Source organism: Wolbachia endosymbiont of Tettigetta isshikii (assembly GCF_041154185.1).
Lineage (GTDB): Bacteria > Pseudomonadota > Alphaproteobacteria > Rickettsiales > Anaplasmataceae > Wolbachia.
Genome location: NZ_JBFTEN010000001.1, coordinates 1 through 14,994 on the forward strand (window position 1 = coordinate 1; position 14,994 = coordinate 14,994).

Below are 14,994 nucleotides of genomic sequence, written 5' to 3' on the forward strand. Positions count from 1 at the left end.
ATGTCTTAAACGACTTATAAGCGCCTTTCAGCTTGTATAGGTAAAAAACCAGAAGTTTTAAAAAGACATGCAGTGCACATAGTGCGAAAAATTAAACATAAGACGCCAAATATGCTAAGTTTTTTTGTTATTTAATCTGCACAGACTGAAGATAAATAATAGCTTCAGCGCTATGATAAAGATAACGGCCGAGGTTGTCAAGTAGTTTTTTTCTACTGGGTAACGTTATAACTTTTTTCACTATTGTCTATTCACTTCCTGTGTAGTGAAATTGGTGGTGCATCCCAGTTAGTAATTTTATAATTATAATCCACGCTTCCAGGTTTTTTTGACCAAAAATCTCCTGTTCCTTACGCCTTTTTCTCCCACTCATATAAAGCTGTCTTGCCAATTTTAAACCTTCTGGCAACATCTGCTACGCTTTCTCCTCAATACTTTCTATAAACCTTCAAATATTCTGGCACTATATTTTCAATTGACACTGGACGGATTTTTATTGTTTCAAGGTCAGTTGATTTTTCGATTGAGCTACTCATCATAACTTTCACCTGATCTCGAGTAAGTGTGGGATTTGTATTACCGGTTATAGGCTTTAGCAACATAGAAATAATCCTACTTTCTAAGAAAAAAGCTATTAACTTTGCGATTGGAAAAGATACGTTGACTAACAAGCACTTTCTGTTAGTAACATTCAAAATAAACTTTAATAGGCTTTTGAAAGAATAGATCTTTGGTCCGCCTATATTGTAGGTTTTCTTATCTTTTTTGTTAAGGTTGATGATACGATATACCACTTCAGCTAGGTCTGTTACACATATCGGCTGAAATTTAGTTGTTCCACCGCCAATTAGCAGCAAAAAAGGAAGAATTGTTGCTAGCTTCGCAAATTTATTAAAGAAACTATCTTCTTTGCCAAATACAAGACTGGGCCTAATTATTATTACTTCTGGAAATGCTGAAGTTACAGCTTTTTCAGCTTCCAATTTACTTTGGGCATACTTTGACAGCTTGTTATTTTCTACTCCCATAGCAGAAAAATGTATCATCACGGGTACATTTTTTATCTTTGCAGCTCTTGCTATTCTCTCAGCTATGCCAACATGAATGGCATAGAAATCATGCTTTTTTGTCTCATATAATATTCCTACTAAGTTTATGACTGCATCACATCCCTCCATACTTTCCAAAATTGATTTTTCATTAAAAAAATTGCCTTTAAGTACTGATATTTGCCCTAAATTTCCACATAGTTTCAGGCAAGCAGCTTTTTTCTGGTCACGAGTAAATATTCTTATTAAATACCCTGCTGCTGCCAGGCGCCTTACGATGTATTTTCCTATAAACCCTGTTCCACCAAAAATAACTATACGTTTTGTCACGATTAAAACTTCTAATAACTTAATCCTAAATTAATACAGTAGTTTTATTTAATATTCTATTATGAATCTCTGTACTATAAGATCCATTTTCATTCCACGTGAGCCTTTAACTAGAATTACATCATTATTCTGAACAATATTAGCTAAATCACTTTTCAATTGATTGGAATCATTAAAATGTGTGCCTTTTATATTGCTTGGCAAAAGCCTGTGCAATTCTAACATAAATTTACCGACCGTATAAACTTTACTTACACCACATTCTGCGATAAAATCAAGCAGCTCCGTATGAAATGCTACGTTTTCATTACCAAGTTCTAGCATATCGCCGAGTAATGCTACTTTTCTCCGATTTAAATATGTACCTAAAGTCCTTATTGCAGCTTTCATTGAAGCAGGATTGGCGTTATAGGAATCATCAATCAAATATACGTTCTTTCCATTGTATTTAGCTTTGTGAATACTACCTCTACCTTTGGTTACACTAAAATTCTTAAGTGCAAGTGGTAATTTCGACAAATCAAGACCGAGACTTTGCACAACTGCTGCAACAGCCAACACAGAGTATGCAAAATGTTCGCTTTGCGCAGGTAAACTACAGTCTATGATCAGATTATTATTCAGTCTAATTTTTAAATCCAGCCCGCCATCGTTTTTTATTAGGTCTAATAAATGAACAGTAGCGCTTCTATCTTTACCAAAACTTATTACATCTCTATCGGCATGTGATGAGAGATAGTCATAGTATTTATTATCTCTGTTCAAAACCAAAGTACCGTTATTTTTCATACCGTACAGAATTTCTGATTTTGCTTGAGCAATATCAAGTAGCGACGAAAAATTCTCAACATGTGCAGGTTCTACATTGGTAATAACTGCAATATTCGGATTGCTAATCTTAGATAATTCTTTGATTTCACAAGCCTTATTCATTCCTACTTCAAGAATTAAGTGCTGGCAACTTTCCGGAGCTTTCAGAACTGTCAAAGGCAATCCTATATTATTATTCAAGTTCCCTTCGTTTACATGAGGCACTCCATATTGCGATAAAACAGTCTGCAGCATGTCCTTTGTAGTGGTTTTCCCGACACTACCTGTGATTGCAATAACTTTAGCATTAACAAGAACATTTCTAATGTAATACGATGCCATATCATGCAAAGCTTTGAGAGTATCTTGCACAACAATTAGAGGAAGATTTCTATATTTGCCTTCGCTGACTACTGCAGCTGCTGCCACTTTTAAAAATGCTTCATGTAAAAACCATGCCCATCAAAATTCTTTCCCTTGAGAGCAATAAATACATCACCTTCTTTTATACTTTTTGTATCTGTTGAAATATTCGAGCTATGTACCAAATTACAACTACCCACTTTTCTTCCGCCAGTAGCGCCGATGATATTATTTGCGTCCCACTTGAACATAATTTTGCCTTAAAGCAAATTGAACAGTAAAAGTAGCGAAAATACTACATGCTTAAGAAAATTTGTAAATAATAGTTGCAATCCCTATAAATTCATGTTGTAATAGATACAGAAGTTTAAATGTTTTCATTTATAATTTAGGGTATATTATAATATTTAGTATGGAAATACTTAGGAGGTATGTATGGGAGATATCTGGGCTAAAATGGGCGGGGCAGTTAAAAAAGGCGCGGAAACTACAAAAGACGTACTTCTTCTTGTGCCTAAAGCGCTCATTTACCCTATAAAGAAGCTGTTTGCTTCATGGGGTGAAATGAAACATGATGCCAAAATTTCATTAAAGAAAGCTGTTGGTATGGATGTACCTGAAGAAGAAAAGGAATATTACCCACCTATAGAAACAACAGAAGCTAGCAAGAATCTCGGCATAAAAATAATATGCCATAAGGATGGGAAAATAAAATTTTTAGCGTCAAAAACTTTGACTGGAGATATACCTTATTTGACGCCAGAACAATTAGGTAAAATAGAAGAACTAAATAAGAAAAACAAGTATTCAAGCATAGCTATTTTTAAAGAAGAAAACAAAGTTGTAATTGAAGTTGATGTTGAGAAAATTACCGAAAAAATTAAAAATGCTTCTGAACACAAAGGAAAGAGTCAAGAAAAGATAAAAGAGCTTATTATTGAACAAATTAAACAGAAAGTTGACGATGACCTTAAGGAGCTGGCAAAAATTACTGGTCGAGGGTTTAAAGTTCACACAGACCGAAAATTGCTATATAGCATTGCGGAAAAATTGTATCGAGAGTATGATGGTCAGGACAAATCAGCAGAAGAGTTTAACATGACTAATCCTAGCCAGTTTCCTTTTTCTTTTGGTAAAGAAACTATATTCCCTACAAAAATACAATTATCACAAGACATCAAAAAAGGATTAGAGGGTGCTTTTAATTTTAAGGATATCTCTTCTGGTAAACCAGACAACCCACTATCTACGCCTACTGTGGAAAATAAAGAAACAGGGAAAGGTGGTCGCTCTATTTAAAGTATGAGCAATGACAATTACAACGACGGTAATATCTTTGCTCAAATATTAAGAGGTGAGTTGCCTTGTGAGAAGGTACACGAGAATGAGTGTGTGTTGGCGTTTTATGATAAGTACCCTGAAGCACCAGTTCATATTTTAGTTGTACCAAAAAGTCAATATATTTCATATGACGACTTTATTCTAAAAGCCTCTGCAGAGGAAATAGTGAGTTTCTTTAAAACCGTAAGAGAGATAACACATAAGTATAATCTAGAAAAAACAGGGTACAGATTAGTTACTAACTATGGTGAAAATGGAGAACAAGTTATACCACACTTTCACATGCATATTTTAGGTGGCAAAAGATTAGGAAAGCATGTAAGTTTGTAGTGTTGCTTTCTATATATTTTGTTAAATGAGTGAATATTTAACCATAGTAATTTTTATCTGCGTATCAATCATAGTGTCTCTTACCCTAGGCGTATTGCCGGTGTTTCTTGCGGTAAGCAATCCTGATAGCGAAAAACTTTCAGCATATGAGTGCGGCTTCAGCCCTTTATCAAGAGCAAGAAAAAATTTTAACATTAAGTTTTACTTAGTTTCAATATTATTTATAATATTTGACTTAGAAATTGCTTTTCTTTTTCCTTGGGCTGTTTCTTTATCTAAAATAAGTTATTGTGGATTTTGGTCTATGATGATATTTCTTGCTATACTCACTATAGGATTTATCTATGAGTGGTGCAAAGGTGCATTAGAATGGGAGTAAGTTTATGACAGGTCAAGTTCTATCTAATGATGATTGGGGTTATTATAAGAAAGAAGGGTTTCTTGTCACTAAATTTGGTGATTTAATAGATTATATAATGAATTGGGCAAGATCTGGTTCATTGTGGCCAATGACATTTGGTCTTGCGTGTTGTGCGGTAGAGATGATGCACACTGCGTCCAGTCGTTACGATCTTGATAGATATGGTATAATGTTTCGTGCAAGTCCAAGGCAAGCGGACGTTATGATTGTTGCCGGCACACTAACTAACAAAATGGCAGCGGCGTTGCGTAAGGTTTACGACCAAATGGCAGATCCGAAGTATGTTGTATCCATGGGCAGTTGCGCAAATGGTGGTGGTTATTATCATTACTCCTACTCAGTAGTCCGTGGTTGTGATAGAATTGTACCAGTTGATGTGTATGTTCCTGGATGCCCACCAACCGCTGAGGCGTTGTTATATGGAATGCTATGCTTACAAAATAAAATAAAACGAACTCAGAATATACAACATGGATAAAACTGCAAAACATATACAAAAAAAGACTAAATGTGAATGCCTTCAGCAAGGTGATGGTACTATTGTAATGTATTCAGCTTTAGGTGATATTGAAAATCACTTACTCTTTCTACGTGATGATGAGAAATGCAGGTTTGAATTATTAGTTGATATTTTTGGAGTTGATTATCCGGATAGAGAAAAACGTTTTGAGCTCGTATATAACTTGCTCAGCATTGTGCATAACATCAGGGTACATATAAAGCTTCAGTTATATGAAAGTGATATGCCTACAAGTGTAGAGAATATATTCAGCACAGCTTCATGGTTTGAGCGCGAGGTGTTCGATATGTATGGAATAGAATTCTCTGATCACTCCGATTTGCGTAGGATCCTAACGGATTATGGATTCAAAGGCTATCCAATGTTGAAAGATTTTCCTCTTACTGGCTATGAGGAAGTTAGGTATGATATAGAAGCGAAAAAGGTTGTGTATAATCCTATGGATTTGCCGCAGGATTTTCGGATGTTTGATAGTTTATCCCCTTGGGAAGGTAAAGCTACAAAAGTAAATATAAAGGAGTAGAAAATGACAATACAAAGAAAAAAAATATCTTTGATTGGTGCAGGAAATATCGGTGGAACTCTTGCCCATATGATTGTACTTAGGGAGCTTGGTGACGTTGTTTTACTTGATGTCAGTGATGGAATACCGCAAGGTAAAGCACTTGACATTGCAGAATCATCCCCTATTGACAGGTTTAATACTAGCATCACCGGCACAAATAGGTACGAAGATATAAAAAACTCCGATGCAGTTATAATAACTGCTGGTATTGCAAGAAAACTAGGAATGAGCAGGGACGATCTCCTCCAAACTAATGCCAAAGTAATGAAGGAGGTTGGCGAAAATATTAAAAAATATTCTCCAAATGCGTTTGTAATAGTGGTTACTAATCCTTTGGATGCCATGGTTTCAGTGGTGCACAAATTTTCAGGCATTCCAACTAACATGATTGTTGGAATGGCAGGAGTGCTTGATTCTTCTCGGTTTTGCTATTTTCTTGCAAGTGAGTTAAATATCTCAATTGAAGATATATCTGCTTTCGTGCTTGGAGGACATGGTGATACTATGGTACCACTCATTCACTGTGCTTCCATTGCTGGCATTCCACTTACCCAAATCATTGATATGGGCCTCACCACACAGAAAAAAGTTGATGAAATAGTAAAACGCACTCGTAATGGTGGAAAAGAGATAGTTGATTTACTGAAGTCTGGGTCTGCATACTATGCTTCTGCCTCTTCAGCCATATGTATGCTAGAATCGTATTTAAAAGATAAAAGGCGTATACTACCATGTGCTGCTTATCTCAGTGGTGAATATGGCGTGAAAGACCTATTCATTGGCGTTCCTGTAATTATTGGAAAAAACGGAGTTGGAAGGGTATTAGAAGTTAAAATGGAATGTAGTGAACAAGAGATGTTCGACCAATCTGTGAAAGCAGTGAAAGATTTAGTGAAGTCTTTAGGTTTATAAGTAAATTAATATTTTATAGGATTTCTTGATAATTTGAATTTCGCAAACAGCCTAAAAAAGTTGCTTGTGGTTACCTCTGCGACTTTATCAGGTGATTCATCCCATAATTTCGCCAGGCAATCCACAACATATTTTACCATTGCCGGCTCGTTTTTCTTTCCTCTGTAAGGTTCAGGTGATAGATACGGTGCATCAGTTTCAACTAAAACACGCTCACGTGGTATATCCTGCGCAATTCCTCTCAATAAGCTAGCATTCTTAAAAGTAATAATTCCAGAAAATGAAATATACAATCCTAAATCCATAGATTGATAAGCAAGCTCTCTCGAAGAAGCAAAGCAGTGCATTACCCCACTAAAAGTGCCATTCTTCATTTCTGACTTTAATATATCAATCATCTCACAATCAGCATTTCTAGTGTGAATGACTAAAGGCAACCCAGTTATTTTTGCTGTCTCTATGTGCAATGCAAAACTTTTTTTCTGATTGCTTTTGTTATTAGATTTATAAAAATCTAATCCGGTTTCGCCGATGCTAATTACCTTTTGATTTTTGGTAAATTCAACTAGTTCATCAACACGTATACACTCACCGTTTTCTACAGTAGTATCAAGTGGATGTACACCAACAGAGGAGTAAACGTAATCATAGGATGAAGAAATTTTTAATAACTTAGGAACATCATCAATGCTCACGCATATATTATGTAAAACTTTTACATCATTTTGCTCTGCCCTCGAAATTACTTTCGGTATTTCATCATCAGAAAAATAAATCAAATGGCAATGAGAATCTACTATCATGAATTTATTATAATTTCATTCAATAATAGAGGCTTTTATTTGAGAAGAAAACTCTTCTATCACTGTTTTATAAACTTCTTTTTTAAAGGATATAGCATTTGCCACCAAATCATCTATACTTTGCCAACGCCATTCTTTGAACTCTGGATGATCAGTATAGTTAATATTAATGTCCTGATTCTCCCCATAAAACCTCATTAAGAACCATCTCTGCTTTTGGCCAGAATATCTCCCATTCCAACAAGTTGGTATAAATTCCTCAGGCAAGTTGTAGTATGTCCAATCCTTATTTTTAGCTACAATCTTTGCTTTATCAGTGCCAACTTCTTCTAGCAATTCACGTAACGCTGCATGTTTCAGCTCTTCACCATCACCAACCCCTCCTTGCGGCATTTGCCAGCAAAAGTCACTATCAAAGCGTTTTCCAACAAAAACGTGTCCTTGTTTGTTAAATAGCATTATGCCAACACAAGGGCGATACTTATCTTTCTGTTCAGCCACGAGTACGCTTTGTTAAATTATTTACAGAAGTTTTAACTAATTTTTCTCCATTGTTCATCCTTTTAACAATTCTTTCTGCAACTTCCTTTGCACTCAAGTTCGAATTGTCAATTTCAAGCGAACCTTCAGGCACAAATAGCCTTTTTTCTCTAGTCCTTTTTATGGCAAAATCTGAATCAGTAATTTTATCTTCCTGATCTCTCTCTTTTGATTCAACACGCTTTATTAGCTCTTCATTATTGCAATGTAATACTACAGGAAGAATTTCTACACCCATTTTCTCACCTAAATTTACCATTGAGCTGTATACTCTTTGGTCGTAGGAATCACCATCTATCAACTCATTTGTAAATATATAATGCTTTGATTTTATGTGATGTTCTCCCAGCACCGCTAGCATATTTTCTCTAACCGCAAAAATTTTTTTCCACAGGTCATCGGGAACTTCAGCATTTGGTAATTCAACCACGTTAAGTATGACATTGTTGAATAGATTATTACTTATTATCACTGCATCAATGATCTCACTAAGTTTTCGTGCAATAGTAAACTTGCCACTACTTGGAAAGCCGATTAAGTAAACAAGAGTTTTGCTCATAATAAGTACACTATTAGAAAACCACCATTAAGTTATATATAAAAGGATATGTATTGTATATACTGTTGCATCAAAAGCATAAACAATTTTGTCTTAGTAATATCAAAAATAGTTCATGTTTAGAAATTTTGAGTATATAATTATAAACAAATTATATAATTTAAGATGATGGCTGGTGTATCTGGTGATACAGAATTAATAAAAAACATGATTGTAAGCATCATAGATCAAAATAAAGGTCATGATATAGTCACTTTAGACGTGCAGAATAAAACCGTTATTGCAAAATATATGATTATTGCATCCGGTGATTCTAGTCGCCACGTGAAAGCGTTAGCTGAGTATGTAATAAAGAGTCTCAAGCCACATGATAAAGCAGACGTAGAAGGTATGAATGAAGGCAATTGGGTAATTGTGAATTTTCAAGGTATAATGCTTCACATATTCAGACCGGAAGTAAGGGAGTATTATAAAATAGAAGAACTGTGGAATTAACTTTCTTTCATTTGTAGGACTCATAGATTTAAATCACTTTAATTGACGAAGGCAAATCATGAAACATAAGTCCGAATTTTTGAATTTTATCCAAGAAAGGGGGTGCCTATACCAATGTACAAACATCAAAGGATTAGACCAGTTATTATCACAGAATAATTATATCGTTGCATACATCGGGTTTGATTGCACAGCTCCGAGTCTTCATGTTGGTCATCTCATGCATATTATGATGTTCCGTCACGTACAAAAATTTGGTTATAAGCCGATAGTTTTACTCGGAGGCGGAACAACGAAAGTTGGTGATCCATCTGGTAAGGATAAGACAAGAAGTGTCTTACCTATAGAAGATATCAACCAAAACATATCCGGCATAAAAAAAACACTCGAGAAAATGATATCCATCAATGATGGAAAGACTGGTGCTATCGTAGTAAATAACGCAGATTGGCTAGATAGTATAAAATATATAGATTTTTTACGCGATGTAGGAGTGCATTTTTCTGTGAACCGTATGCTAAGTTTCGATAGTATAAAAATTAGGCTCGATAGAGAGCAAAATTTAAGCTTTCTTGAGTTTAACTACATGCTGTTGCAGGCTTATGATTTTGTTGAATTGAGTAAAAAGTATGGCTGCCGTTTGCAGATAGGGGGATCAGATCAGTGGGGAAATATAGTAAATGGAATTGAGCTTGGCAAAAAGTTGAATTTACCTGAATTATTTGGTCTTACCACGCCTCTTTTATTAAACGCGCAAGGAAAAAAGATGGGTAAGACTGAAAGTGGAGCGGTATGGCTCGATGGCAATATGCTAAAGCCTTACGACTACTGGCAATATTTTCGCAATGTTGATGATCAAGATGTTGGGCATTTTTTGAGGTTACTCACTGATTTGCCAATTGACGAGATTAAAAAACTAGAGTCTCTAAAGGATCAAGAAATAAATGAAGCGAAAAAAGTTTTGGCAACAGAAGTAACAAAAATATGTCATGGTGAAAAAGAAGCAGAACTTGCACAATCTGCAGCAGTCTCTGCTTTTGAGAATGAAGATAGTTCATTACTTCCTGATTATGTCATAACAAAAGAACAAGTTGCAAATGGCATACCCTTAGTAGATCTGCTAGACAACACCGGTCTTGAACCTTCAAAAGGTGCTGCAAAGCGTTTAATACAGGGCAAAGGATGTAAAGTTAATGATAATACTATAAACGATGTTAACTATATAATAAATTTCGAGAGCTTTAAAGGTCAGTCATTTATAAAGCTATCCGCAGGGAAGAAACGCCATATAAAAGTTGTGGTGGGTTAAACTTTGAAGTAATACTAATTATTTGTTATTGAAAAAGCAAATAAACACATCATAAATCCGCTTAAACACGCAGTTATAGGCAAGGAGCGTTTTTTCAATTTGTCTTACTACCATTGATGTTTGGCACTAGATGCAATTAACCAATATCAAGTGCGTAACATTATAAAATCATCTGCAGGACCATATAAACGCTAACTATGGATTAGAAAGAGAATAGAGAGAGGAAGAGAAATAGGGTAAACTCCAGTATTTTAGCAACAATAGGAGGTTACCCAATGCATAAGAATATAACAGAGTTATTCTGTTTTGTAGATGATTATTGTAAAATAATAGATGAGAACTTTGCAAGTAGGCTACTAGCCAATGGTAAAAAATCTACAAGAATACCCGCAATAACGTATTCTGAAATTATAACAATAATCCTATTATATCATCAATCTAGATATGAAAACTTTAAATCCTTTTATATACGTTGCTTAAAGCCATTACACAAGTCAGACTTTCCAACACTACCTTCATATGATAGGTTTATTGCTCTAAAACCTCGGGTTCTATGGTATTTAGCAATGTTGCTGCAATGGTTATGTGAGCAAGCAAAAGAAACAGGTATCAACTATGTTGATTCAACTCCTATCGCATGCGAAAAGAATATCAAAAAACAAAGTTTTTGCTGGAATTGCAAAATTAAGCAAGAGCTCTTATGGCTGGTTTTATGTGTTCAAACTACATATGGTAATTAATGAAAAGGGTGAAATTCAAGGTTGACAAAAGGTAATGTTGATGACAGGGAACCAGTTCCAGATCTAACCAAAAAGCTAGTAGGTTTATTACTTGGGGATAAAGGTTATATCCAAAAAGATTTATTTCTGCAATTACTTGATAGAAATTTAAAGCTTGTTACCAAGATAAAAAAGGTATGAAAAACGCATTAATCTCGCTAAATGAGAAGATTCTTCTGAGGAAAAGATCTATCATCGAAACGGGTTTTGGTTGGGAGTGTTAAATAAACTGTATCAAACCTCTATTTTTTATATCAATTTATTATTTTTTTTTACGGTTTAATACAGTTTATTTAACACTCCCCCTGCCACTTTTGGGGTGTTTTCATACCAATTTTCTATAGTATCATTGATGAAGTGAAAGAAATTTCCTCTTTTTTCTAAAAATTGATTATATTCGTTATGGTTACTGACTTTCATTTTTTGTGGCATATACTCCTCAAAGTATTCATTTTTTAACGGAGCAAGTATTCACCTTAGATTTTTCTCTCTTTTTTTTTACCTTGCACAACCTCCTTGCTATGCAACAAAGCCATCCATAGTTAGCGTTAATAAGATGGTGATCACCTGTATTTATAACAATCAACAATAAATTTAAATGGTATTATACCACTTAGAGATGCCTGAATATTGGACAAAGTAAAGCTGATATCAACAGTTCGATTCTCCACCTTCTTATTTTGTTCAGTTGTAAAAACTACAACAGCACTTCCAGCGAATGTGACTATGTCCTTAATTGGTCGGTCAATGGATAACTTTACTATATTTATGTTGGAAATTTTTTTCTTAGATAAAGACAAATCACTAATTTCATTGCTCATTTTTTCTTGAAAACCTTGATATACTTTATATATGGAGTTGTTTTGTATGAAATTTTCTCGGTATTCTGGCTCAATAACTCTACTAGATTCATATGTTTCAACGTATTTACTTACTAAGTACTTGGCTATAGAAGTGTATTCATCATCTTCTTCATTAAAACTAAGCTTACGTATTATAGAGAACTCATCTTCTGTGTAATTCACATATTTTATAAAATTTAAATCTCTTTTAATAGGGAACAACAGGTATATATTTAGTAGTAATAGACATAAGCACACTAGGAGAAATGATACTATCAATACCATCCAAGATCTTTCTGCTATACAGGACAGATATCTATAACAGTACCATTCAATTGCTTTACTAAAATAACTCTTGTTTTTTACTGATTCAAGCAACTTGTCTTCCATAGTATAAAGCCCTATTGAATTATCATAACAACAATAAACCCTAAAAATTTTTAAATATATTTAAATTTTCTAAAACAGGATGAATGATTATATCACCTTGTTCAGCAATAAGGCAGAATTTGTCGATTTTGCTCATATCCACATTTATCATCTTTACATTGAAATTTCCAGGATCATAGGTATTACCATCTGCACTTTTGTGGTAATTATAATAACGTAATTTATCTTGGTCGTCAAAATAACCAAATTCATCAGTGAGGGCTCCCATCTTTTTGCCTCTGTCACCTTTAACTAGCCCGAATAAATCCGCTGCATGGTTTCGAGATCCAGGCTCAACAGCTCCATCCATAGCAAAAAAACTCAGGTGCGTGACCAACATGTTCCTTAAATTTTAGGTTATGGGTCTTTTTCACACTACCAAAATCCACAAATTTATATTCATCTGAAATACCAGAATATTGTGGATCATATTTTTTATATTCAAAAAACTCATTGCCTAAAACGTTGCAAAACGTTAATTTATAATTACCGTCGTTCAATTTGACAACTTTAAGGTAATGAAAATCTCGAGGAATTTTTACCTCTTCTTTTATAATATGTTTACGCACAACAAGCTCGCCACTGAGCATGTGATAGCCAATTTTTGGTAAAGTAGCTATATTAATTGTTTTGTTTAGCTTAAAATTTGCTTCATAAATACCATTTGATAGCTCCTTTCCTTTTTCTAAGGTTACGTCCTGGTCTAGAGCGATATTCTTAATTAAGCTTAATTCTTCCTGCATGTTCAGTATAGCTTTCGTCAAAACTTCTATCGATTGCCATACAGTTAATTTATTATCAGTCAAACCACTTACTTCAAATATCAAATTAACAGTATTTTATCACAAATTTATGCTAAAAGTATTATGCTCAGTGGACTGATGCTATGATATTAATTGCATTAGCTAAAACATGCTTTTTATCTAAGTGGAGTTGCTTAGCAGCAACAAAAAGTTCATCTATTTTCTTCCACTTACTTAGCAAAATTTCAACACCATTTACCTCTCTTTTTATTTTTTCTAAAACGAAGGCTTGAATTATATATGATGCTAGTTCTAACTCGGTTTCGCTGTTTATTACTTTATTAATTGCTTCGGGGTTATTTAAATTACGAAGGAATGTATAAAAGCATTTGTATGATTCACAGGCATCGCTACTTATTGCATTTATTATCATTCCTGGTGTTCCAGAGAATAGGGTAACAATTTCATCGAATACTTGATCATCAAATTTACATTGAGATGAAACAACTTGCTTCGTTTCATCATAAGTCAGTGGCAGTAAATTTAGTTGAAAGCACCTACATTTAATAGTGGTTTGTATATTGTATGGCTTGTGGCTAATTATGAATATTTTAGAGTTCTTTGGTGGCTCTTCTAATATTTTTAATATCGCATTTTTAGCGTTGTTCGTCATTGCTTCTAAGTTGTCTATAACAGCTATCTTGTATTCTGATTGAATAGGGCTTAAGTGCAGAAAATTTTTCATTTCTCTCACCTTTTCTACTCCTATTGTGTCACCTTCAACAATGTGCAAATCCAACGCTACTTCATCATAGTTTTTTATAAGAAACCAATTAGAAAAGGATTTTACGAGTGTTGCCTTTCCTATTCCCTTTTTACCACAGACAAGCCAAGATTGAGCAGACGAGTTGTCCATCAACTTTTTTTTGGCTTGATCATGACCTATTACTTTTTTCATTCCTCCTCCTATCGACCTCAGCCTGAAAACATATTACTTGAAGTGAAACTGCACCCTCTCTTAAAACCTTAATCTTATCTCCAGTTAAGTCAATAACAGTAGATTCTATATCGGAAACTAATTTATCATCTTCAATTACCGCAGACAGATATTGCTTAATAGATTGAGGTATATCGCTTGCTTTGCATACACTTTTTTCTCCTGAAATATTGATACTAGTTGCAACTATTGGAGTTTTCAGCTCATTTAATATTGAAATTGCAATAGGATGATTAGGAATTCTTACGCCTATGCTGCCTTTAAAGAATTCATTTGGTAATATGTTATTATTTTTAAGCGGTAAGATATAGGTAATTGGTCCAGGAGAGAAGTGGTTTATTAAACTAAAGTATTTTTCCTCTAGCTCTGCTATTTTTGTCAAACTGTAAATATCACTAACAGATATAGATAGTGGTTTATTTTGAGAACGCTTCTTTACCTGGTATATTTTCTTTATAGCTCCACTATCTAGTGCACTACAAGCAAGAGCATAAACTGTCTCTGTTGGAAAACACACTAACAAGTTGTTCTGTATTGCATTTATTATTTCAGATATCATATAGCTAAAAACTTACATCCATATTATACAGCATAAGCAGTAAATAATTTTATTTCGGCACCAGCTTTTTTCTGGCGTGTTTTTCTTCAGCTGTTAAACTGCTATCTTATAATGGATTTTGTCAGCAACCGCTAGGTTTTTTCGATTGCTGTGCAACAAAGTCATTCCAGCTTCACATGCTGGAATGACACCACTTGTTGTAAAAACAAATGTTTGTTCATAAATTGCAACTAGCTATAAATATTTAAGAAATTTACTAAACAAAAAAAAGGCAAAAAACTGTTAGCTAGTTATTCAT

General features: G+C 34.2%; 17 protein-coding genes and 3 pseudogenes. 9 read left to right on the top strand and 11 right to left on the bottom strand.

Translation table 11 applies throughout. From position 1 onward, the window contains the following. Window positions 1-428 precede the first annotated feature (428 nt). Window positions 429-1,379, bottom strand: a complete 951-nt coding sequence (locus tag AB6N09_RS00005) for a complex I NDUFA9 subunit family protein (RefSeq protein ID WP_411130933.1) — start codon at window positions 1,377-1,379, stop codon at window positions 429-431. Window positions 1,380-1,427: 48 nt separating this feature from the next. After that, window positions 1,428-2,803, bottom strand: a pseudogene (locus AB6N09_RS00010) (UDP-N-acetylmuramoyl-tripeptide--D-alanyl-D-alanine ligase). Window positions 2,804-2,987: 184 nt separating this feature from the next. Between AB6N09_RS00010 and AB6N09_RS00015 the strand changes: the two are divergent. Genes AB6N09_RS00015 through mdh form a run of 6 tightly spaced genes read left to right on the top strand, consistent with a single transcriptional unit; the run spans window position 2,988 to window position 6,641 of the window. Continuing rightward, window positions 2,988-3,851 carry a hypothetical protein gene (locus AB6N09_RS00015; protein WP_411130934.1) on the top strand — a complete coding sequence of 288 codons (864 nt, stop codon included), beginning with the start codon at window positions 2,988-2,990 and terminating at the stop codon, window positions 3,849-3,851. Window positions 3,852-3,854: 3 nt separating this feature from the next. Continuing rightward, window positions 3,855-4,223 carry an HIT domain-containing protein gene (locus tag AB6N09_RS00020; RefSeq protein ID WP_411130935.1) on the top strand — a complete coding sequence of 123 codons (369 nt, stop codon included), beginning with the start codon at window positions 3,855-3,857 and terminating at the stop codon, window positions 4,221-4,223. Window positions 4,224-4,248: 25 nt separating this feature from the next. Then, window positions 4,249-4,602 carry an NADH-quinone oxidoreductase subunit A gene (ndhC, locus tag AB6N09_RS00025; RefSeq protein ID WP_411130936.1) on the top strand — a complete coding sequence of 118 codons (354 nt, stop codon included), beginning with the start codon at window positions 4,249-4,251 and terminating at the stop codon, window positions 4,600-4,602. 4 nt (window positions 4,603-4,606) lie between these two features. Next, a complete protein-coding gene (locus tag AB6N09_RS00030) occupies window positions 4,607-5,122 on the top strand; it encodes a NuoB/complex I 20 kDa subunit family protein (protein WP_411130937.1) in 516 nt (171 codons plus the stop codon). Then, a complete protein-coding gene (locus tag AB6N09_RS00035; protein ID WP_411130938.1) occupies window positions 5,115-5,687 on the top strand; it encodes an NADH-quinone oxidoreductase subunit C in 573 nt (190 codons plus the stop codon). Before AB6N09_RS00030 ends, AB6N09_RS00035 begins: the two co-directional genes overlap by 8 nt. 3 nt (window positions 5,688-5,690) lie before the next feature. Next, a complete protein-coding gene (mdh, locus tag AB6N09_RS00040) occupies window positions 5,691-6,641 on the top strand; it encodes a malate dehydrogenase (RefSeq protein ID WP_411130939.1) in 951 nt (316 codons plus the stop codon). A gap of 5 nt (window positions 6,642-6,646) precedes the next feature. On the opposite strand, the gene AB6N09_RS00045 is transcribed toward mdh, so the two are convergent. From AB6N09_RS00045 to AB6N09_RS00055, 3 genes are read right to left on the bottom strand one after another with little or no spacing between them, the layout of a single operon-like run. Continuing rightward, the gene (locus AB6N09_RS00045; RefSeq protein WP_411130940.1) at window positions 6,647-7,444 is read right to left on the bottom strand and encodes a TatD family hydrolase; all 798 of its coding nucleotides are present in this window, start codon (window positions 7,442-7,444) and stop codon (window positions 6,647-6,649) included. 15 nt (window positions 7,445-7,459) lie between these two features. Next, window positions 7,460-7,945 carry an RNA pyrophosphohydrolase gene (locus tag AB6N09_RS00050; protein WP_411130941.1) on the bottom strand — a complete coding sequence of 162 codons (486 nt, stop codon included), beginning with the start codon at window positions 7,943-7,945 and terminating at the stop codon, window positions 7,460-7,462. Beyond that, complete coding sequence (locus tag AB6N09_RS00055) at window positions 7,938-8,543, bottom strand: hypothetical protein (protein WP_411130942.1); 606 nt, start codon at window positions 8,541-8,543, stop codon at window positions 7,938-7,940. The genes AB6N09_RS00050 and AB6N09_RS00055 overlap by 8 nt, the downstream gene beginning before the upstream one ends. A 168-nt stretch (window positions 8,544-8,711) precedes the next feature. Between AB6N09_RS00055 and rsfS the strand changes: the two genes are divergently transcribed. From rsfS to AB6N09_RS00070, 3 genes and pseudogenes are all read left to right on the top strand, one after another. After that, entirely contained in the window at window positions 8,712-9,038 is a 327-nt protein-coding gene (gene rsfS, locus AB6N09_RS00060; RefSeq protein WP_411131030.1) for a ribosome silencing factor, read from the top strand. A gap of 58 nt (window positions 9,039-9,096) precedes the next feature. Beyond that, window positions 9,097-10,347: a tyrosine--tRNA ligase gene (tyrS, locus tag AB6N09_RS00065; RefSeq protein ID WP_411130943.1), complete on the top strand. Its 1,251-nt coding sequence runs from the start codon at window positions 9,097-9,099 to the stop codon at window positions 10,345-10,347. A gap of 275 nt (window positions 10,348-10,622) precedes the next feature. Further along, window positions 10,623-11,341 (top strand): annotated as a pseudogene (locus AB6N09_RS00070) (IS982 family transposase); the annotation flags it as partial. A 67-nt stretch (window positions 11,342-11,408) separates the two neighbouring features. Here the strand turns inward: AB6N09_RS00070 and AB6N09_RS00075 are convergent. From AB6N09_RS00075 to AB6N09_RS00100, 6 genes and pseudogenes are all read right to left on the bottom strand, one after another. After that, window positions 11,409-11,558: pseudogene (locus AB6N09_RS00075) on the bottom strand (IS5 family transposase); the annotation flags it as partial. 131 nt (window positions 11,559-11,689) lie between these two features. Next, entirely contained in the window at window positions 11,690-12,358 is a 669-nt protein-coding gene (locus AB6N09_RS00080; RefSeq protein WP_411130945.1) for a conjugal transfer protein TraJ, read from the bottom strand. A gap of 40 nt (window positions 12,359-12,398) precedes the next feature. After that, a complete protein-coding gene (locus AB6N09_RS00085) occupies window positions 12,399-12,707 on the bottom strand; it encodes a hypothetical protein (protein WP_411130946.1) in 309 nt (102 codons plus the stop codon). Beyond that, window positions 12,691-13,203, bottom strand: a complete 513-nt coding sequence (locus AB6N09_RS00090; protein ID WP_411130947.1) for a hypothetical protein — start codon at window positions 13,201-13,203, stop codon at window positions 12,691-12,693. Before AB6N09_RS00090 ends, AB6N09_RS00085 begins: the two co-directional genes overlap by 17 nt. 64 nt (window positions 13,204-13,267) lie before the next feature. Continuing rightward, window positions 13,268-14,098, bottom strand: a complete 831-nt coding sequence (locus AB6N09_RS00095; protein WP_411130948.1) for a DNA polymerase III subunit delta' — start codon at window positions 14,096-14,098, stop codon at window positions 13,268-13,270. After that, window positions 14,076-14,696 carry an L-threonylcarbamoyladenylate synthase gene (locus tag AB6N09_RS00100; protein ID WP_411130949.1) on the bottom strand — a complete coding sequence of 207 codons (621 nt, stop codon included), beginning with the start codon at window positions 14,694-14,696 and terminating at the stop codon, window positions 14,076-14,078. Before AB6N09_RS00100 ends, AB6N09_RS00095 begins: the two co-directional genes overlap by 23 nt. Window positions 14,697-14,994 lie beyond the last annotated feature (298 nt).